The sequence below is a fragment of the Citrobacter amalonaticus Y19 genome (assembly GCF_000981805.1).
In the GTDB taxonomy this organism is placed as follows: domain Bacteria; phylum Pseudomonadota; class Gammaproteobacteria; order Enterobacterales; family Enterobacteriaceae; genus Citrobacter_A; species Citrobacter_A amalonaticus_C.
Window position 1 is genome coordinate 274,125 of record NZ_CP011132.1, and the last position, 20,184, is coordinate 294,308.

The following is a 20,184-nucleotide window of genomic DNA, read 5'->3' on the forward strand; positions in this document are numbered from 1 at the left end:
TGGCACTGCCGGGCGTTGTTCTATTTAGCCGGTGTCGGGTTACAATGTGCCTCAGTCAGTACTTCAGGAGGCGGTACGCATGTCACAGGCTAATCTTAGCGAAATCCTGTTCAAACCCCGTTTTAAACATCCCGAAACGTCGACCCTTGTCCGCCGTTTTAATTCCGGGACGCAGCCGCCTGTGCAATCGGCGCTGGATGGCAAGAACATTCCTCACTGGTATCGCATGATTAACCGCCTGATGTGGATCTGGCGCGGGGTGGATCCGCGAGAAATCCTTGATGTCCAGGCGCGCATCGTGATGAGCGACGCCGAGCGCACCGATGCCGAGCTTTATGATACGGTAATTGGTTACCGTGGCGGCAACTGGATCTATGAATGGGCAAAACAGGCGATGGACTGGCAGCAGAAAGCCTGCCAGGAAACGGATCCTGAGCGCAGCGGTCGTCACTGGCTGCACGCCTCGACGTTGTACAACATCGCCGCCTATCCTCACCTGAAAGGGGACGATCTGGCGGAACAAGCACAGGCATTATCTAACCGCGCCTACGAGGAAGCCGCGCAGCGACTGCCTGGTACGCTGCGTGAGATGGAGTTCTCCGTGCCCGGCGGTTCCCCCGTCACCGGTTTCTTGCATATGCCAAAAGGCGACGGCCCGTTCCCGACGGTGCTCATGTGCGGTGGTCTGGATTCAATGCAGACCGACTACTACTCCCTGTACGAGCGCTATTTCGCGCCGCGTGGCATCGCCATGCTCACGCTGGACATGCCTTCCGTCGGTTTCTCTTCAAAGTGGAAGCTCTCTCAGGACTCCAGCCTGCTGCACCAGCATGTGCTGAAGGCGCTGCCGAATGTGCCGTGGGTGGATCATACCCGAGTGGCGGCATTCGGATTCCGTTTTGGTGCCAACGTGGCGGTGCGCCTGGCCTATCTTGAATCACCGCGTCTGAAGGCGGTGGCCTGTCTTGGTCCAGTTGTCCATGCGCTGCTGAGCGATCCGCTGCGTCAGGGGGCGGTACCGGAAATGTATCTTGACGTTCTGGCGAGCCGACTGGGAATGCACGATGCGTCCGATGAAGCGCTGCGCGTGGAGCTTAATCGCTACTCGCTGAAGGTGCAGGGGCTGCTCGGCCGGCGTTGCCCAACACCAATGCTCTCGGGCTTCTGGAAGAACGATCCGTTCAGTCCGGAAGAGGAGTCGCGCTTAATCACCTCTTCATCTTCTGACGGTAAGCTGCTGGAGATTCCATTCAATCCGGTGTATCGCAATTTTGACAACGCGTTACAGGAAATCACCCGCTGGATTGAAAAGAGATTGTGTTAATAATTTGCTAAATTCTACTGTTTTGGTAAAACAGTTGCTTCACAACAGGAGATCGCAATGACGTTACTGAGTGGACACCCGAAAAGTAGATTGATCAAGAAATTCACCGCGCTGGGTCCCTATATACGGGAAGGAAAGTGCGAAGATAATCGATTCTTTTTCGATTGTCTGGCCGTTTGCGTCAACGTGAAACCCGCGCCTGAACTGCGCGAATTCTGGGGCTGGTGGATGGAACTGGAAGCGCAGGAAAAGCGTTTCACCTATAGCTATAAATTTGGTCTGTTCGACAAAGCGGGCAACTGGACGACGGTTCCTGTCAAAGATAAAGAAGTGGTTGATCGGCTGGAATATACCCTGCGTGAGTTTCATGAGAAGTTGCGTGGACTGTTGAACACGCTGCATTTGTCACTGGAACCGGCTGACGATTTCCGTGATGAGCCGGTGAAGTTAACGGCGTAATCCCAAAAAAGAGGCCGGATGAATCATCCGGCCTCTCTGTTTTCTCCGTCCTCAGACCGGATAAGACGCCAGAGCGTCAGCATCCGGCATCTTCACGGGATCAGAACTGATACGTCATACCCAGCGCCACGATGTCATCGCTGTTGACGCCCAGTTTGTTGTCGTCATCAATCTGGTTGATTTTATAATCAACAAACGCCGACATGTTTTTGTTGAAATAATAGGTCGCGCCGACATCGACATATTTCACGATATCTTCATCACCGATACCTTCAATATCTTTGCCTTTCGACTGAACGTAACCGATGGACGGACGCAGGCCGAAATCAAACTGATATTGAGCAACGGCTTCGAAGTTTTGCGCTTTGTTGGCAAAACCACCAGAGATCGGCGCCATGTTGCGAGTTTCAGAATAGATGGTTGCCAGATAGATATTGTTGGCATCGTATTTCAGGCCGGTTCCCCAACCTTCAGCATTCTGGCCATGGCCGCGCGCTTGCAGATTTTGCTCATTGGTACGATCAGAGTTGGCGTAGGCACCAATGATGGCGAAATCGCTGCCGCCGAAGTCGTAGCTCAGTGATGTCCCGAACCCGTCACCGTTCTGTTTCTTCACGTCACGGTTTTCGTTTTTACCCTGATATTGCAGGGTCATGTTCAGACCGTCGATCATGCCGAAGAAGTCGGTGTTACGGTATGTCGCCAGGCCGCTGGCGCGTTTGGTCATGAAGTTATCGGTCTGTGCCAGGCCGTCACCACCAAACTCAGGGAACATATCAGTCCAGGCGGCAACGTCATACAGCGCGCCCAGGTTACGACCATAATCGAAAGAACCGATATCTTTCAGTTTGACCCCGGCAAACGCCAGACGCGTTTTCTGACCGGTTTCGCTTTCGGTTTTGTTGCCCGCAAATTCCGCTTCCCAGCGACCATAGCCGGTCAGTTGATCGTTAATCTGCGTTTCGCCTTTAAAACCAAAGCGGACATAAGTCTGGTCGCCGTCTTTTTCATCATTATCACTGAAATAGTGCATCGCTTTGACTTTGCCATACACATCCAGTTTATTACCGTCTTTGTTAAACACTTCCGCTGCCTGCACGGATGCCGATGCCACAATACCCATCACCACTAATGCCAGAGTGCTCTTTTTCATTTTCAGTCCTGATTTAAAGTACGCGCTAATATTTACTGGGTGTGATCCCCGTTGAAAGACAGGAGGGTTTTTATCGCTCTGGGGTGAAGGTTTTATGACAAAGTAAGAATAATTTTAAAAAAGAATGTTTTTCTGTTTCGGTAATACAAACGTCAAAAACTGCCGCTACGCTTGCTGATCCAGCACAACAAAATTCCATGCTTTGTGCGCTGCTTGTTGGCAACCGGGGCCAGTCCTGCTAAAACGTTCGTTTACTATCATTTTCCCTATTTTTAACGGCAGAGAATCATGAGTGACAGCCAGACGCTGGTGGTAAAACTCGGCACCAGTGTGCTAACGGGCGGATCGCGCCGCCTGAACCGAGCCCACATTGTAGAACTTGTTCGTCAGTGCGCGCAGTTGCATGCCGCAGGACATCGTATTGTTATCGTCACGTCGGGTGCTATTGCCGCCGGGCGTGAACACCTGGGATACCCGGAACTGCCTGCGACCATTGCCACCAAGCAACTGCTGGCGGCGGTTGGGCAGAGTCGACTGATTCAACTGTGGGAACAGCTGTTTTCGATTTACGGCATTCACGTCGGGCAGATGCTGCTGACGCGGGCGGATATGGAAGACCGGGAGCGCTTTCTGAATGCGCGCGACACCCTGCGTGCGCTGCTGGATAACAATATCGTTCCGATTATCAACGAAAACGATGCGGTTGCCACGGCGGAAATTAAAGTAGGGGATAACGACAATCTCTCCGCGCTGGCGGCGATCCTCGCCGGGGCGGACAAACTGCTGCTGCTGACCGACCAACAGGGGCTGTTCACCGCCGATCCGCGTACCGATCCGCAAGCCGAGCTGATTAAGGATGTCTACGGGATTGATGACGCCCTGCGCGCCATCGCCGGCGACAGCGTATCGGGGCTGGGAACGGGTGGCATGGGCACCAAGCTGCAGGCCGCCGACGTTGCCTGCCGCGCCGGTATCGACACCATTATTGCCGCTGGCAGCAAGCCGGGCGTAATTGGTGACGTGATGGAAGGTATCTCTGTCGGGACCCGCTTCCACGCGCAGGCTTCCCCGCTGGAAAACCGCAAACGCTGGATCTTCGGCGCGCCGCCTGCCGGTGAAATCACCGTGGATGAAGGGGCGACGGCGGCTATTCTGGAACGCGGCAGTTCCCTGCTGCCAAAAGGCATTAAAAGCGTGACAGGCAACTTCTCTCGTGGTGAAGTGATCCGCATCTGTAACCTCGAAGGGCGCGACATCGCCCATGGTGTGAGCCGCTATAACAGCGACGCGCTACGCCGAATTGCCGGACACCACTCCCAGCAGATTGACGCGATTCTGGGCTATGAATACGGCCCGGTCGCCGTTCATCGCGATGACATGATTACCCGTTAAGGAGCAGATAAATGCTGGAAAAAATGGGCATTGCTGCCAAAGCGGCGTCGTACAAACTGGCGCTGCTCTCCAGCCGCGAAAAAAATCGCGTACTGGAAAAAATAGCTGATGAGCTTGAAGCACAAACGGAAACTATCCTGAACGCAAATGCGCAGGATGTGGCCGAAGCCCGCGCGAACGGTCTGAGCGAGGCGATGCTCGATCGTCTGGCGTTGACGCCTGCGCGCCTGAAAGCGATTGCTGATGATGTCCGTCAGGTCTGCAATCTGGCGGATCCGGTCGGTCAGGTGATTGACGGGGGAGTGCTGGACAGCGGATTGCGTCTGGAACGTCGCCGCGTGCCGCTGGGCGTGATTGGCGTCATTTATGAAGCGCGACCGAACGTTACCGTCGATGTGGCCTCCCTGTGCCTGAAAACGGGCAATGCGGCGATTCTGCGCGGCGGGAAAGAGACGTATCGCACCAACGCGGCCACCGTACGTGTGATCCAGCAGGCGTTAACCTCCTGTGGTTTACCGGAAGCGGCGATTCAGGCAATTGAAAGCCCCGACCGTGCGCTGGTGAATGAGATGCTGCGCATGGATAAGTATATCGACATGCTGATCCCGCGTGGCGGCGCTGGCCTGCATAAGTTGTGCCGCGAGCAGTCAACGATCCCGGTGATCACCGGTGGGATTGGCGTTTGCCATATCGTTGTCGACGATAGCGCAGAGATTGCTCCGGCGCTGAAGATTATCGTCAATGCGAAAACGCAACGTCCAAGTACCTGTAATACGGTAGAGACGCTGTTGGTGCATCAGGACATCGCCGCGCGTTTCTTGCCCGCGCTGAGTCAGCAGATGGCTGAGAGCGGCGTGACGCTGCATGCGGATGAGCGCTCGTTTGCCCCGTTGAGCGCAGGCCCCGCGAACGTGGTGGCGGTTAAAGCGGAAGAATTTGACGACGAGTTTCTGTCACTGGATTTGAACGTCAAAATTGTTGCTGACCTGGATGATGCTATCGCACATATTCGCGCGCACGGCACCCAGCATTCCGACGCCATCCTGACGCGCACCATGCACAATGCGAACCGTTTTGTGAATGAAGTGGATTCGTCTGCGGTGTACGTCAACGCTTCCACCCGTTTTACCGATGGCGGACAGTTTGGTCTCGGGGCGGAAGTCGCCGTCAGCACGCAAAAACTGCATGCGCGTGGCCCGATGGGGCTGGAAGCACTGACCACCTACAAGTGGATCGGCTTTGGCGACGACACGATTCGTGCCTAATTAACGCCGGGTGATGCAAAATCAGCCACTTGATTCGCAAGGCTATTGACGCATCACTCGGTTAGTTTTAACCTTCTACCCCGTGTTCACACTCGTGGGCACGTCCTATTCAGGGCCGATATAGCTCAGTTGGTAGAGCAGCGCATTCGTAATGCGAAGGTCGGAGGTTCGACTCCTCTTATCGGCACCAGTTAAATCAAGCAGTTAGCCCTTAAAATTCCACTCTCCTCTGAATACCAACCAGTCATGTAAACATCAGCAATGTATGCCTGTAGTCCCCAGCCACCAAAGTTTATATGTTCGTTGAGTGCCAGGAGCGGACGTTGCTGACCCTTAGATCTATTGTCAATTAGGGTGGAGCACATACCGCAAAACATCGATTGGCTACACATTCGCAGAAATACAGCCGTTCGGAGGTTTTATTCCTCTTACAGAATGATCAGAACCTTGCATTATTGATTTCGTGTCACCTCGTATCGCAGGCAGACTACGCCCGACGGGAAAACTTTACTGTTCACCAGCATGAGTGAGGTTCTGTCTTTTATGTTTTTGAACAAGGGAATACCTTGCCCCAGCAGAATCGGATTGACGAATAGCCAATACTCATCAATAAGGTTTTCCGCCATTAGCGAGTGAGTAGTTGAAGGGCTGCCAAACATTAAAATTTCGCTGCCATCGTTACGCTTGAGCTTGCTGATTTCGTCGCTTAAATTGCGACTGATAATTTGTGTATTAGGGGGATTTTTTTCCAACAGGGTTTTCGACAACACCACTTTGTGGGCAGATTTATACCAACGCGAATGCGCATGGTCATGCGGGCTGGCGTCAGGCTTATCGGCAGCAGTTGGCCAGTACGACTCCATCATCTGGTAGGTGATGCGCCCATATAAGGCGGTGTCGGTCTGTTGAATCCGCTGCTCCACGTATTCAAACAAATCGGGGCTTATGCTTATCCAGGCCAGACTCGCTGGGCCCTCAGCGGTAGAAGCGACAAAACCATCCAGCGACACATGGACAAAAGAAACTATTTTTCTCATGGTTTTCTCTTTGATTACTGACTATATCGTCGGGTATTACAACTCGCTAAGGCAGCATGAATATAACGGTGGGCATCCTCAAACAAATCGGAAAACCGATACTGGAAAAACGCTAAATCGGTGGTCAGTTTAGTTGACCGCTACAGATTTGCGGGTGCTTAGACATGTTTACGGCGTTTTGCTGAGTACATCACCTCGTCGCTTTCTTTCAGCATCTCCACCAGAGAGGGGTAACGAAGCGGATCATTATGCAACATTCCATAAGAATAATTAATCGAATAGGGTTTCCCCGAGTGGTCGTTGTACTCATCCACACTTTTACGCACCCTTTTTAAAAAGGAACCCGTCCGGGCTTTGTGAGTGACGAGAACGGCGAATTCATCCCCTCCAATTCGTCCTGCGATATCTCCGGCGCTAAGATGCTGGCATAACAGAGCGGAGAATACTTTTAGCACCTCATCTCCTTCAGCATGCCCCCAGAGATCGTTAACAGGTTTGAATTTATCGAGATCCAAAAAGATAAGACTGAAAGGGACATTCGTCTGGGTAAGGGCCAGAAATCGCTTCTCCCCTGCATTGTAAAAACCACGACGATTGGGTATGCCTGTAAGACTGTCAGTCATGGCTATGCCCGTAACCTTAAATTCATCCTCAACTATAAATGCCAGGTCTCTGAGTGTTGCAATATCATCGTCGTTGAAGGACCGGGGAGAGGAATTTATCAGACAAAGTGTGCCTGCAACCGCGCCATCAGGAAGATGCACGGGATAACCCGCATAGAATCTGATATAAGGTTCACCAATCACCAGGGGATTATCATGAAAACGATCATCGCTAACCGCATCGTTAACAATAAATGGACCTTCCTGCAAAATGGCGTGGCCACAAAAGGAGACATTACGAGACGTTTCACGAGTCCCCAACCCTTCGCATGCAAGCAACCACTGGCGTTCGCGATCAATCAGGCTAATCAGTGCAACTGGCACCTGAAAAAGTTTCTTTGTCAGACGAGTTAAACGGTCGAAACGCTCTTCAGAGCCTGTATCAAGAAGGTCTGCCAGATAAAGCGATTTTAATCGTTCTTCCTCATTTTCCGGGATGCCTGGAAATTTCATATAACCTCGAAGACACTAACATGTTTACGCCAGTCGTATTCAGGCGTACAGACGGAGTGAGTCTTTCCTGTCATATGAATATAGCTCAAACAAAATCGCCAGCCTGGTAGAACATTCCATATTTGATTAAGGATAGCGTTGCATCGACTCGTTGAACTCACAGTTCAAAGCAGACCGTCACGTTCCCATTTATTTTTTGATAAAACTGATGTTTCTATTGAGCCTTCAATAACGAAGGCTCAATACTCGCTCTTCCTATTGCAGCTCCTTTTCCTTCAGGAACTGACTCACCAAATCAGCAATCTGCACATTATTTAAATCAGAGAACGGGAAATGGGTATTCCCTTTGATTCCCACTTCTGGCAGATGCGTCACCGTCACATCCCCGCCATGCTTGTTCACCACGTCACGCCACTCACGAGCCATCGCCAGACGTACGCGCCAGCTGTCCTGCGCGGGCATGGCGACAGGTTTATCCGGGATGTTATCGCCGTAAATAATCAGAATCGGGATTTTGGTCAGTGCCATAAATTGCTCCATTGGCACAGGCTCTCCCTTCAGCGTGTCGAACGCGCTTGGCATCGGGGCAGGGAGTTCTTTTTCCGGAAAGACAAAGCTGCTGCCAGGCTCGAAGGCGACAATGGCTTTGACCTTGTCGTTTTTCATCGCCGTGTACCAGCCTGGTCCGCCACCCTGAGAGTGGGTGAAGAGGATAGCCGGGCCGGATTTATCCACGACGGCAGACATCGCATCAGAGATAACATTGATATCAAACGGCCCGGTATTCGGGGTCATCTGACGGAAATACTGATTCAGCGCTTCTTTGTCGTGAGAGAACTGAACGCCTTCAAAATACGCCGGCCACACGCCAACGCGGAACTGATTGAACCACATCTGCTCATCCGGTTTTGGCGTAACAGACCCTTCTACCGTCGTGCGCCCGGCGCTGCCCCGACGCGGCTGATCGACAAGGTAAGTCGAGAACCCGCGACGCAGGAAGATATTCTGGAACCCTTCGCGACCATCCGGAGTGCTTTCCCAGGTACGGGAGAACTGACCTGCGCCGTGCAGCATCACGATAGGGTATTTATGCGGATTTTCCGGGATTTGGTAGAACACAGAGGCATGATCGCCATGGTAAGTTTGGCCAGCTGAATCCAGCGGCTTTTTCGCGTCAAATGTTCCCGGGGCAGTGATGATGGTGCCACCAGCAGAAAAGCTTCCCTGTTCCTGAACGACCAGCGGCTCGGCGTATACCGACTGAGCTATCAGGCCACCCGTCATCACGCAGATGGCCAGCGTTTTTAAGATTGTCTTCAAGATTACATCCTCTGTTATGTTTGCCGTTCAATCATATCTGAGCTGTCAGCGTGAATTATTTAGCCCCCTTGATTGCGCTTATTTGGCAGACTCATAAATGCACACGATTAGCTGCGGATCGTCTCGAATCAACTTACTCTATTTACTTTCGATCGCCTGTTGCAGCGCCTTTTCAGCTCGCGTGGCTGCATCATTTTCGCCATGCTCACGCAGAACCTGCGCCAGTTGGCGCAACTGTGTTGCCGTCAGGCCGACCCGCATACTTGCTCGCGTATGCGACAGCAGTTGTGATTCAACGCCCGGCGTGGCGGCTAACGCGCCAACCGTTGCCAGCTCACGGCTTTGCCAGTCGAGGTTATCGCGAGCGAAAATGTCGCCGAACAGATGCGTTTGCAGGAACTGGTTAATGACCGGGGCAAAATCAAACAGCGGGCCCTGGACGACAGCGCCTGAGATTTTCGTCTGATTTGCGGTACCGACGCGGCGAAGCTCATCCCCGACAGGAATCGGGGCAACCGGCTCTTTACCCTCAACGTCTTTGATACCACGTTGTTGACGTGCTTCGACGACCTTCATCAGTTCACTAAGCGCATTCAGGCTACGGGGGAAGCCCGTGTAGGCATAAAGCTGGACGAGAATTTCTTTGGCTTCGTTTATCGTGAGCCCGGCGTCAAGACCCTGATTCAGGGCTGCATTCAGTTTATCCATCTGACTGCTGGCCATCGTTGCGGCAATCAGCGGGATGGCCTGTTGGCGGGCTGACAGCGTATCTGAAACCGTTTGTTGGTGGTTCATTTCTGAGACTCCTTTGTTGACGGGCGCAGCATGTGCCGCGAGACCAAAACTAAAGGTCAGCAGAACCGCTGCCGCTGATGCTTTAATGGGCGTGGTATTGTTCATCTGTCACTAACTCCTTCCAGTTAACGCTTTTGCCATCCACAATCCCGGTTATCGCCAGATGCGTCATCGCGCTGCCGGGGGCCGCCCCGTGCCAGTGTTTGACGCCCGCCGGGCAAGAGACAACGTCGCCCGCGCGGATGACCTGCACCGGCTGGCCTTCTTGTTGGGTGAGCCCAACCCCCGAGGTCACAACCAGTCGCTGACCTGCCGGATGCGTATGCCAGGCGGAACGGGCACCAGGTTCAAAGGTGACATAAGCCCCGGAAACAGGGATGTCGTTATCCGGTGTGAAGAGAGGATCAACCCGGACGCGACCGGTAAAGTTTTCCGCTGGACCGTACACCGCGTTCTGACTTCCAGCGGAGGCGATATGGACCGCGGGATGTTGCTCCGCTGCCCAGGATGAAAATATGAAGAGGGGCAGTAACAGCCCGAGATAACGTAAATGTCCGATCATGCAAAGCGTCCTTATCATTGAAGAGGGGATTGCCTGCGGTGATTTTATCGAGGGGGTAATGACGTCAGGCTGACGCCCCCCTGACAATTCTGTCAGTTAACCCTTGTCCCGACTCAGTACCGGAGTGAGCATGGCTCGCCGCGTTATCCGCTTGCATCGCAAACGTCAGCCCAAAGGTATTGATACCGTTCTCGCTCCGGGCAAAGACATCCCCCCGGTGCATAATGGCGACGGCACGGACGATCGACAGGCCCAGCCCATGATGGGTATCACTTCTGGCCCGGGAGGTGTCGACGCGATAGAACCGCTCGAAAAGCCGGTGTAAGTGCTCTGGCGCTATCGGATCGCCCGGGTTTGACACTTCAACACAGGCCTGATGACCTTTTTCGCTTAACCGTACCGTAACCGTGCTATTGGAGGGGGAATGCCTTGCGCTGTTTTCCAGTAAATTAGCCAGTGAACGGTGGAACAGTCGCCGGTCGATGTGGGCGGTGACGTCGCCTTCCACCTCCAGAGAAAGCTGTTTTTCAGCAAAAGAAGGCTCAACATATTCCGCTGTTTTCAGGGTTTCTTCTCGCAGGGACACCTTTGTCAGCTGGGACGCATGTTCACCCGCGTGTGCGTGAGACAGGAACAGCATGTCGTTAACGATAGATGTCATGCGTTCAAGTTCTTCCAGATTGGAACCCAATAATTCTTCCAGTTCATCCTGCGAACGTCGGCGTGATAGCCCTAACTGCGTCTGGCCAATCAGGTTGGTCAGCGGGGTACGGAGCTCATGCGCAACATCGGCGTTAAAACTTTCCAGTTGTCGCCAGGCGATTTCCTGACGCTCTAACACGCCATTAAATGATGACGCCAGTTGCTGCAGTTCTTCGGGCAAAGCACGGGTATTCAGGCGCTGACCATGGTCCCCGGGAGCGAGTTGCCGAGCCTGTTTGCTGAGTGCCCCAACGGGACGAAGGCCTATCCTTGAAACAACGTATCCCAGCAAGGCGACAATCACGACGCCCAGTGCGGCAATGATCAGCAGTGTTCGGGTGAACGTATCGAGTGTTCCCATGTAAGGTGTGGAGTCGATGGCAACCACGTAGCGCAGCGCCGGTCTTTCACCGTTGGCGGGGATAGTTTTCACTAACAGGAACAGCGAGCATGCGCCTTCCGATGCGCCGGGCACTTTATTAAAGCCTTCCTGTAAAGAAGACCACTGAACCCCTATCGGTGGCGTTCCCCCCATGCTAAAGCGCGGGTTATCGCTCACTATCCAGTAGCGAACGCGCTCACCTTCAGAATTGGTTAACACGGTGAATTTATTGGCAAGCGTTGACCAGTCGTCAGCCGAGGTTCGGGCGGTGATCCACGGACTCATTAATGATTCACGGAACAGCAGTTCGTTGTGCATCTGCTTTTGCAAAGAGTCATGCAACGAGCTTCTGAGCAGGATACCGATAACGGATACAATCAGTAGCGCGGATAAGGCAAACATCAGCGCCAGGTGAACGGAGATGGAACGCTTAGGCATGCTTATCCCCTTCATTTATTCGGACCGGACTTCGAGGACATACCCCATGCCACGAACGGTATGTAACAGTTTGACGTCGAACGGCGCATCCACTTTGGCTCGCAGGCGTTTAATGGCCACTTCAACCACGTTGGCATCGCTGTCAAAATTCATGTCCCATATCTGCTCCGCAATCATCATCTTTGACAAAATCTCTCCCTGATGCCGGGCCAGAAGGCTCAACAGCGAAAACTCTTTCGCGGTCAGTTCCAGCCGTGTTCCGCCACGAAATACCCGGCGAGCCAGCAGGTCGAGATGCAGATCGTGAATTTGCAACTGGGTGATGTCCGTGCCATCCGTAGTGCGGCGTCGCACCAGTGCCTGAATACGCGCCACCAGCTCAATAAGCGAAAAGGGTTTAGGCAGATAATCATCCGCGCCAAGACGAAGCCCTTTGACGCGTTCGTCGACCGATCCGCGTGCCGAAAGCATAAGTACCGGCGTCTGTTTGGCTGCTCGCACACCCTCGAGTACCCGGTAGCCATCCATCCCCGGTAACATCACATCAAGGACTATCGCGTCGTAGTCGAACTCCAGCGCGTAATGAAGGCCTTCAGCGCCATCTGCAGAGACATCGACCGTAAATCCGGACTCACTCAACGCACGGTTGAGATAGGCTGACGTTTTTTCTTCATCTTCGACTAAAAGCAGCCTCATCCTGTTTCCCTCTTCTGTTTTCGATTCGTATGCTGTCGTGGGCAATGATAGGTATTCGTCACCAACGGTTAGCTGACATTTTCCTGACAATTCTGTCAGTTACGCAAACGGCGTAAACTGACAAAAATGTTATTTCCCCGTCACGATGCTGACAGTCCTCTCTCTCTAACCTGAGTCTGCACATTTAAATCCGCAAACCTGAAACTCATCGGGAGAGACCATGAAATTCAATCTGTTAAGTGCAATACTGCTCACGGCAATGGCCGGAGTAACCTCAGTCAATGCCGCTGATTACAAACAAAACCCTTTCACGCTGGCCTATGACGGTGCCATCACGGAGAACATCAACGGCAAGGTCAACATTCACCCCGTGAAATACGATCTGCATGGCATCCAGATTGCCGCGAATGTCTATACGCCTGCAAACTACGATCCCGCCCAAAAATACCCTGCCGTGGTGGTTGCACATCCTAATGGCGGCGTCAAAGAACAGGTCGCCGGGTTGTATGCCCAGCGTCTTGCCGAACAGGGCTACATCACGATTACCGCCGATGCGGCTTATCAGGGCGCCAGCGGTGGGATGCCGCGCAGCGTCGATAAACCGGCTAATCGTATAGAGGATATCCACGGCATGGCTGACTACATAAGCCAGTATCCGGGTGTGGATACCACCCGCCTTGGTCTGCTGGGCATCTGCGGTGGCGGCGGGTATTCACTGGTTGCGGCTGAAACAGACAAACGGTTCAAGTCGATAGCAACCATCAGCATGTTCAATTCAGGCCTTGTGCGTCGCAACGGTTTTCAGGATTCACAGTTAGATTCTATCCAGCAGCGTCTTCAGCAGGCGTCTGACGCACGCGCTCAGGAAGCTTCCGGAGGCGACGTGCTTTACTCCGGTGATGCCAACCTGACGGATGAACAGATCGCTAAATTACCTTTTGCTTTGTATCGCCAGGGGTACGAGTACTACTGGAAAACCCATGCGCACCCGAACTCCACGTTTAAATACACCACCAGCAGTCTTCTGGATTTGATGAGCTTTGACGTAACGGACCATATCAATCTCATCAACAAACCCCTGCTGATGATTGCCGGTTCAAAAGCGGATACGCTCTCCATGACGGAAGAGGCGTTCGCGAAAGCTACCGGGACGAAGGACAAAGAACTCTTCCTTATCGATGGCGCGACCCATATCGAGACGTATTGGGTGCCTGAGTACGTTGACCAGGCGATGCAAAAGTTAGACGTCTTCTTCGATAAGAATATTTAACGCCTGGCAGACGACACCTTCGGCCAGCCGCTCAGGCTGGCCTGTCAGGACATCATCAGTGTTTATCCGCATGTGACCCAAGATTAACGAAGTCGGGAGGAAAGATAATTACGCACATTAAATAGCCGCTATGAATGAAATTCATAAAACTACGGGGACTTGTGATAATTATTTCTTTGTCTGAAGGATGAATGCCATCAGGGCGTTGTGCTGTTGAATCACAGCGCTGAATTGCGAAGTCCATCACAATCCTGAACACAACTTAACAGGTTAACCGGTTAAGTTGCTTTGGGCAGTTGATCGCGTAATCAGGTGCAGGTATCGTAAGCCTACGAAATAAAATTAATGACAACAGAAACTGGCCAAACGATGAAAGCAACAGTACAGTCAGCGAAATATCAGGTGATAAAGTCGGCATTGTTAGATGAAATCAGGAATGGCGTTTTTAAACCTGGTGAGAAATTCTATAGCGAATCAGAATTAAAAGAGCGCTATTCTGTCAGTTCTGCTACTGTAATTCGTGCTATCCACGAAATGGTCAATGAAGGTTATTTAATTCGCTATCAGGGCAAAGGAACTTTTGTTTCAAAAGCCAAGCGCAATGAGACAATTATTTTCTCAGAATCAGATAATGATTTAAAAGGGATACAGTCGGTTAAAGTCATCGACTGTGTTCTGGAGGACGATCCGAGTATTAAAGAAAAACTCGGATTGGGCCAGGAAGAAAGATATTACCGTATTGCCCGGTTGAAATTTGACAGTAACATACCTTACGCGTTGCAAATTTCCCATATTCCGGCCCGCTATTTTTCCAGTAAGCTGACAGTGAAGAATTCGGCACTCAGTTCTATCTATGAGGCCTTTAAGGTTAACAATGGTCTTGATATGTATACAATGCCCTATCGACAGACGATCTGCGCCCCGAGTGTGGCCGCGCCAGAGGTACTGGAGGCTCTTAAGCTTGACGCTCATCAGCCCGTTATCTTGATGAAGCGCTTTACCTTTGATGAGCAAGGTCTGGTCATTGAATATATTGAAACCTGGAAACGACTCGAGTCATTTTATATTGAAATAAGAACGCCAGATAAGGGAGCAGGATGAATCAACTATTATTAATCTCTCATGGGAGATTCGCCAGCGGTGCCAGACAAGCCACTGAATTGATTCTCGGAGTGCAGCCTAACCTCCATGTTGTTGAGTTAGAGGGTGATAAAGGGATAACGATATTTAAACAGGAACTTTTCGATAAAATAGCCTCGCTCAACGCAATAGACTCAAACATTATTATTCTCTCTGATTTAAAAAGTGGCTCACCGTATAACTCGGCGATGGAAATTATTGTCCGCAACAATCTCTGGGATAACGTTACGCTATTGTCCGGAATGAATTTGAATTTAATTCTTGAAATAGCAATGACCATCGATGAACAACATGATTCAGCCTCGCTGAATGAAATAATAACCACGGCGCGTGATGGTATTTACCATTTACAGCAAGCGGCGCTTACTGCGCCAACAGACGATGGAGACGAGTAAAAAATGGAGCATATTGCAGTCTGGCAGATAGCGTTACTGACGCTCTATTCAGGGCTGGCGATTTACGATGGCAATAACACCACGCTTGGGTTAGTCAAACCAAGCATGGCCGGTTTTTTTGCCGGGCTCATTATGGGCGATATGACCACAGGTCTTATCGTCGGCGGCACCCTGAATCTGCTGGTACTGGGCGTCGGTAACTTCGGCGGCGCATCCATCCCGGACTACATGACCGGCGCGGTACTGGGTACCACTTTCGCCATCATGAGCGGCCAGGGTGCGGCGTTTGGCGCCACCATCGCGGTGCCAATTGGTCTCTTAATGGTGCAGTTGGATATTCTCGCTCGCTTCACCAACACCTTTATTCACCATAAGGCAGATGCGCTGATTGAGGCAGGGCAGGTGAAGGCGGCGGCAAGAATGAACCTGCTGGGCCAGGTGCCGATTTCGCTGTCTCGTATGCTGCCGGTGCTGCTGGCGCTGATCCTCGGGGCCACCTTCGTTAATGACGTGGTGACCTGGATCCCGGAATCTATTATGAACGGTTTGAAAGTGGCTGGCGGAGTACTGCCTGCACTGGGGATCGCCATCCTGCTGCGTTATTTACCGATTAAAAAGAACATCTCTTTCCTGATTCTGGGCTTCTTTTTGGCGGCCTATCTGAAAGTGCCGGTATTGGGTGCCGCGCTACTGGGTCTGGCGATTGCGCTCTATGTCTTCAATTCAGAAAAGCAGGCTGCGCAACCTACCGAATCCCCTGCAAATGGAGCAATGGGTGATGAATAAAGTCTTAAAACGCGTGTTCTGGCGCTGGTTCTTGTTCGGTCAGTCTGGCTGGAACTACGAAAAAATGCAGGGTCTGGGCTATCTGTATAGCATCTACCCGTTCCTTGAGAAGAAGTATACAAAGCCTGAAGAGCAGAAAGAGGCCGCCAGGGTACATAGTCAGTTCTTTAATACCAACAACACCATGGCACCGGGGATCCTCGGGGTGAATATCGCGCTGGAAGAACAGACCGGGCTTGCGGGTAAAGATGCGGTTGCCGGGATTAAAACTGGCCTGATGGGGCCGCTGGCGGGCATCGGCGACACGCTGTTCTTTGTCATTCCGACCACGATCATTGGCTCTGTGGCCTCTTACCTCGCGCTGCAAGGCAATCCGGTAGGGCTTATCCTCTGGCTGCTGTTTTCCCTGGTCCGCATGCTGTTTATGCGTTTTAGCATCAGCAAAGGATATCAGGAAGGGGTAAACCTGCTGGGGTCGCTGACCAACAGCCTCAACAAAATTACCCGCGCCGCCAATATTCTTGGGCTGACGGTCATCGGGGCATTGATTCCCGCGGTAGTGAAGGCAAATCTCAATTTCGAATTCAGCTATGGCGAGGTGTCGCTCAAGCTACAGGACATTGCCAACCAGATTATGCCAGGGCTTATCCCCCTGCTGGTCGTGGCATTCACCTACTGGCTGCTGGGGCTAAAAAAGATGAACTCAACGCGGGTCATTTTTGTGCTGATCGCGTTAGGCATCGTTGGCTACAACCTGAAGATTCTCGGTTAAGTAACACATTGATTTAAGGAAGTTATTATGAAAGGCATTGTTCACATCCGCGTCGATGACCGACTGATTCACGGCCAGGTGGCTACCCGTTGGGTCAGCCATTTTAACGCCAATCGCATCATGGTGATTGACGATGCCGTGGCCGCGAACGACGTTGAGAAAATGCTGCTGCGTAGCGCCGCGCCGGAAGGCTGTAACACCTCCATTCTTTCCTTTGAGAAAGCCAGCGCAAATATCCTCGCTGGTAACTATGACGGTCAGCGAGTGCTGGTACTGCTGAAAACACCGGAGCTGGCGCTGAAACTGGTGAACTGTGGCATCGCGGTCACCCAACTCAACATCGGCAATATGTCGAACAAAGACGATCGCCGACAGATTAAGCGCTCGGTCAGCGTCAATGATGTTGAGATTGCCGCCATCAATACCCTGTTGGCAAAGGGTGTGGCGGTTACGGCGCAGATGACGCCGGAAGAGTCGAATACCAGTATCACCGAGTTTTTAAAAGCCGATAAGGGATAAGGGATAAGGAATGTCGCCACATCAGCAGCAGTATTATCAGCACGTGTTAGCGACTCTGGACCAGGTATTTCAGACCCAGAGCGCCGCTATTGAGGAGGCCGCGGCGTTATTCGCCGGGTGCGTCAAAGCCAATGGCATTATTCACGGTTTTGGCTCCGGCCACTCGTTTGCCGCCGCAGTCGAACTTGCCGGTCGCGCTGGCGGTCTGGTCAACACCAAAGCTATCGACCAGTTCTATGGCCCAACCGGCTGGTTCGATTCGCTTAAGGGGATTGGCGATATTTTCTCCGGGCTACTGGATCTGCGTGAGTCAGACTGCTTTGTGATTATCTCCAACTCCGGCACTAAGCCGCTGCACGTTGAACTGGCGCGCAAGGTGAAAGAGCAGGGACTGAAGCTGATGGTTATCACCAGCAACAACGGTGAATTGACGTCAGCCCGCGAAAGCATTCGTGACTTTGCCGACGTTGTGCTCGATAACGCCTGCCCGGCGGGTGACTGCACGCTGAGCATGAATAACGGCAATATTATGACCGGTCCGGTGTCGTCGCTCTCTGCGGCCTTCATCATTAATAACGTGGTGATCCGCTGCATCGAAATACTGCTGGAGCAGGACATTGCGCCGCCGGTGATGCGCAGCATCAATCTGCCGGGCGGCAAAGAATACAACGATTCACTGATGCGCCAGTACAAAGAGCGCGTGTTTACGCTCTAGGAGGAAATCATGAAAAACACTCAGTCGACGCGCAGCGTATCGCTACCGTTTCCTGCCCTTACTCTCGACGCCTGTCGCGACGAGCTGATGGCATGCGCGCATCGTATTACGCGCAATATCGCGGTCTATGGCGAGAAGTTTCCCTCCGCCTGCAGCCAGAATAACCGCTATGTGCTGAAAGAGAACAACGACTGGACCAACGGTTTCTGGACCGGAATGCAGGCCATCGCCTGGGAGTTCAGCGGCGAAACGGCGTATCTCGAGGGCGTTGAGCGCAACGTGGCGAGTTTCAAGGCGCGCCTGGCGGCGCACCACGTTCTGGATCACCACGATATCGGCTTCCTCTACAGCCTGTCAGCGGTTGCCCACTGGAAGCTGACGAAGCGTGACGCGTTAACGCCGTTTATCCTGGCGGCGGCAGACCTGCTGGTGAACCGTTTTCACGATAGCGCGGGTTTTATCCAGGCCTGGGGAATGCTTAACGACCCGCAGGAGTATCGCCTTATCATCGATTCCCTGATTAATCTCCCCTTGCTGCACGTGGCGGCGCGGATCAGCGGTGAGTCACGTTACCGTGAGGTCGCTGAGCGCCATTATGCCGCGGTCATCAATACTATCTTTCGCGAAGACGGCTCCACCTTCCATACCTTCTATTTTGATCCGAAGAGCGGAGCCCCTTCGCACGGGAAAACCTTCCAGGGCTATAGCGATCACTCCTGCTGGGCGCGCGGTCAGGCGTGGGCAATCCTCGGGATCCCTCTTCACTGGTCGGCCACCGGAGAAACTGACCACTATGCGCTGTGGCAGCAGGCCTGCGACTACTTCTTCCGCCATCTCCCCGAAGACGGCGTTCCCGCCTGGGATTTACTGCTCGCCGGGGATCCGGATGCGCCAAAAGACAGTTCGGCGCTGGCGATCGCCATCTGCGGCCTGCTGGAAGCGCACAAGCACTTCCCGGAGGCTGGCTACGAAAAACTGGCGCGTCAATTGTTGCAGGCACTCATGACAGGCGCTTCCGCTCGGGATGATGACGCCTGCGAAGGATTACTCAAACACGGTGTTTACGCATATGCCCTCGGTAAAGGCATTGATGAATGTACTCTCTGGGGCGATTACTTTTATATGGAAGCGTTATACCGAATCTACCAACCGCAATGGTCAGGATACTGGTTATGACAATGATTGATAGCTATCTGGATATCGTCCAAAAAAAACTTAATAACATCGCCCAACAGCAAAGCCATAAAATCACCGCCGCCGCCGAAAAACTGGCAAAGGTCATTAACCAGGGGGGCGTGATTTATATTTTCGGCTGCGGTCACTCCCATATCTTTGCTGAGGATGTATTTTATCGCGCCGGTGGTATTGCCCCCGTTCGTCCTATATTTATCGAGCCATTAATGTTGCATGAGGGCGCGGCGGCTTCATCGTATTATGAAAAACAGAATGACTATATTGCCAAATATCTCGAAAAATATGACCTGACGGATAAAGACGCATTAATTATTATCTCTACGTCCGGGATTAACCCGGCCCCGGTAGATGCGGCGCTTTGGGCGAAACAGTGTGGTGCATTTACCCTGGCGCTGACCAGTTTCCTGTATGCGAAAACCCAGCCGTCGAAGCACAAAGCCGGCCTTAAACTGCGGGATTGCGTAGAGATGGCGATAGACAACGAGGTGCCGATTGGGGACGCTGTGCTGTCGATCCCCGGTCACGCAACGCCGTTCGCGCCGGTTTCGTCAATGACGGGACTCTTTATTATGCACACCCTGTTTGCCGAAGTTATCGCGAACCTTGGGCGCGAAGAGAAATGTCTACCGGTATTTTTAAGCGGAAATATTGCTAACGCTGCTCAGCATAATGAAAGACTGCTGGAGAAATACGGCACACAAATTCCGGAACTCACGAATAATAATAATTTTAAATAAATAGTACATCCCTCAC

The 20,184-nt window shown here is 52.3% G+C and carries 21 protein-coding genes and 1 tRNA gene; 14 read left to right on the forward strand and 8 right to left on the reverse strand.

Going from position 1 to position 20,184, the window contains the following annotated elements; genetic code table 11:
* Positions 1-79 precede the first annotated feature (79 nt).
* Both frsA and crl read left to right on the forward strand, forming a co-directional pair.
* A complete protein-coding gene (gene frsA / locus F384_RS01230) occupies positions 80-1,324 on the forward strand; it encodes an esterase FrsA (RefSeq protein ID WP_046475936.1) in 1,245 nt (414 codons plus the stop codon).
* Positions 1,325-1,381: 57 nt separating this feature from the next.
* Positions 1,382-1,783: a sigma factor-binding protein Crl gene (gene crl / locus F384_RS01235; RefSeq protein ID WP_046475938.1), complete on the forward strand. Its 402-nt coding sequence runs from the start codon at positions 1,382-1,384 to the stop codon at positions 1,781-1,783.
* A 100-nt stretch (positions 1,784-1,883) separates the two neighbouring features.
* Here the strand turns inward: crl and phoE are convergent, their stop codons facing one another.
* Positions 1,884-2,936, reverse strand: a complete 1,053-nt coding sequence (gene phoE / locus F384_RS01240) for a phosphoporin PhoE (RefSeq protein WP_046475941.1) — start codon at positions 2,934-2,936, stop codon at positions 1,884-1,886.
* A 288-nt stretch (positions 2,937-3,224) separates the two neighbouring features.
* Here phoE and proB point away from each other — a divergent pair, with 288 nt between their 5' ends.
* From proB to F384_RS01255, 3 genes are all read left to right on the forward strand, one after another.
* Positions 3,225-4,328 carry a glutamate 5-kinase gene (gene proB, locus F384_RS01245; protein ID WP_046475943.1) on the forward strand — a complete coding sequence of 368 codons (1,104 nt, stop codon included), beginning with the start codon at positions 3,225-3,227 and terminating at the stop codon, positions 4,326-4,328.
* An 11-nt stretch (positions 4,329-4,339) separates the two neighbouring features.
* On the forward strand, positions 4,340-5,593 hold the full coding sequence (gene proA / locus F384_RS01250; protein WP_046475946.1) for a glutamate-5-semialdehyde dehydrogenase: 1,254 nt from the start codon (positions 4,340-4,342) through the stop codon (positions 5,591-5,593).
* Between the two features lie 114 nt (positions 5,594-5,707).
* A tRNA-Thr gene (locus tag F384_RS01255) sits at positions 5,708-5,783 on the forward strand.
* Between the two features lie 262 nt (positions 5,784-6,045).
* Here F384_RS01255 and F384_RS01260 read toward each other — a convergent pair.
* The 7 genes from F384_RS01260 to F384_RS01290 form a co-directional block, all read right to left on the reverse strand.
* Positions 6,046-6,630: a dihydrofolate reductase family protein gene (locus F384_RS01260; RefSeq protein WP_046475949.1), complete on the reverse strand. Its 585-nt coding sequence runs from the start codon at positions 6,628-6,630 to the stop codon at positions 6,046-6,048.
* A gap of 158 nt (positions 6,631-6,788) precedes the next feature.
* On the reverse strand, positions 6,789-7,745 hold the full coding sequence (locus F384_RS01265; protein WP_046475953.1) for a sensor domain-containing diguanylate cyclase: 957 nt from the start codon (positions 7,743-7,745) through the stop codon (positions 6,789-6,791).
* Positions 7,746-8,000: 255 nt separating this feature from the next.
* Positions 8,001-9,065: an alpha/beta hydrolase gene (locus F384_RS01270; RefSeq protein WP_046475956.1), complete on the reverse strand. Its 1,065-nt coding sequence runs from the start codon at positions 9,063-9,065 to the stop codon at positions 8,001-8,003.
* A gap of 138 nt (positions 9,066-9,203) precedes the next feature.
* Complete coding sequence (locus tag F384_RS01275) at positions 9,204-9,965, reverse strand: carboxymuconolactone decarboxylase family protein (RefSeq protein WP_046475959.1); 762 nt, start codon at positions 9,963-9,965, stop codon at positions 9,204-9,206.
* Complete coding sequence (locus tag F384_RS01280; RefSeq protein ID WP_046475962.1) at positions 9,943-10,422, reverse strand: cupin domain-containing protein; 480 nt, start codon at positions 10,420-10,422, stop codon at positions 9,943-9,945. The genes F384_RS01275 and F384_RS01280 overlap by 23 nt, the downstream gene beginning before the upstream one ends.
* 64 nt (positions 10,423-10,486) lie before the next feature.
* On the reverse strand, positions 10,487-11,944 hold the full coding sequence (locus tag F384_RS01285; RefSeq protein ID WP_046475965.1) for a heavy metal sensor histidine kinase: 1,458 nt from the start codon (positions 11,942-11,944) through the stop codon (positions 10,487-10,489).
* 15 nt (positions 11,945-11,959) lie between these two features.
* Positions 11,960-12,640 (reverse strand): heavy metal response regulator transcription factor, encoded by a 681-nt coding sequence (locus tag F384_RS01290; RefSeq protein ID WP_046475968.1) that lies wholly within the window; start codon positions 12,638-12,640, stop codon positions 11,960-11,962.
* Between the two features lie 220 nt (positions 12,641-12,860).
* Between F384_RS01290 and F384_RS01295 the strand changes: the two genes are divergently transcribed.
* The 9 genes from F384_RS01295 (at position 12,861) to F384_RS01335 (ending at position 20,168) form a co-directional block, all read left to right on the forward strand.
* Positions 12,861-13,910 carry an alpha/beta hydrolase gene (locus tag F384_RS01295; protein ID WP_046475971.1) on the forward strand — a complete coding sequence of 350 codons (1,050 nt, stop codon included), beginning with the start codon at positions 12,861-12,863 and terminating at the stop codon, positions 13,908-13,910.
* Between the two features lie 345 nt (positions 13,911-14,255).
* Complete coding sequence (locus F384_RS01300) at positions 14,256-15,011, forward strand: GntR family transcriptional regulator (protein ID WP_226991623.1); 756 nt, start codon at positions 14,256-14,258, stop codon at positions 15,009-15,011.
* Entirely contained in the window at positions 15,008-15,445 is a 438-nt protein-coding gene (locus tag F384_RS01305; RefSeq protein ID WP_046475976.1) for a PTS sugar transporter subunit IIA, read from the forward strand. Before F384_RS01300 ends, F384_RS01305 begins: the two co-directional genes overlap by 4 nt.
* 3 nt (positions 15,446-15,448) lie before the next feature.
* A complete protein-coding gene (locus tag F384_RS01310; RefSeq protein ID WP_046475978.1) occupies positions 15,449-16,231 on the forward strand; it encodes a PTS mannose/fructose/sorbose/N-acetylgalactosamine transporter subunit IIC in 783 nt (260 codons plus the stop codon).
* Positions 16,224-17,003 (forward strand): PTS system mannose/fructose/sorbose family transporter subunit IID, encoded by a 780-nt coding sequence (locus tag F384_RS01315; protein WP_046475982.1) that lies wholly within the window; start codon positions 16,224-16,226, stop codon positions 17,001-17,003. Before F384_RS01310 ends, F384_RS01315 begins: the two co-directional genes overlap by 8 nt.
* Before the next feature lie 27 nt (positions 17,004-17,030).
* Positions 17,031-17,522, forward strand: a complete 492-nt coding sequence (locus F384_RS01320) for a PTS system mannose/fructose/N-acetylgalactosamine-transporter subunit IIB (RefSeq protein ID WP_046475985.1) — start codon at positions 17,031-17,033, stop codon at positions 17,520-17,522.
* A 10-nt stretch (positions 17,523-17,532) separates the two neighbouring features.
* On the forward strand, positions 17,533-18,237 hold the full coding sequence (locus F384_RS01325; RefSeq protein ID WP_046475988.1) for a sugar isomerase domain-containing protein: 705 nt from the start codon (positions 17,533-17,535) through the stop codon (positions 18,235-18,237).
* A gap of 9 nt (positions 18,238-18,246) precedes the next feature.
* On the forward strand, positions 18,247-19,413 hold the full coding sequence (locus F384_RS01330) for a glycoside hydrolase family 88 protein (RefSeq protein WP_046475991.1): 1,167 nt from the start codon (positions 18,247-18,249) through the stop codon (positions 19,411-19,413).
* Complete coding sequence (locus F384_RS01335; RefSeq protein WP_046475993.1) at positions 19,410-20,168, forward strand: SIS domain-containing protein; 759 nt, start codon at positions 19,410-19,412, stop codon at positions 20,166-20,168. Before F384_RS01330 ends, F384_RS01335 begins: the two co-directional genes overlap by 4 nt.
* Positions 20,169-20,184: the final 16 nt, after the last annotated feature.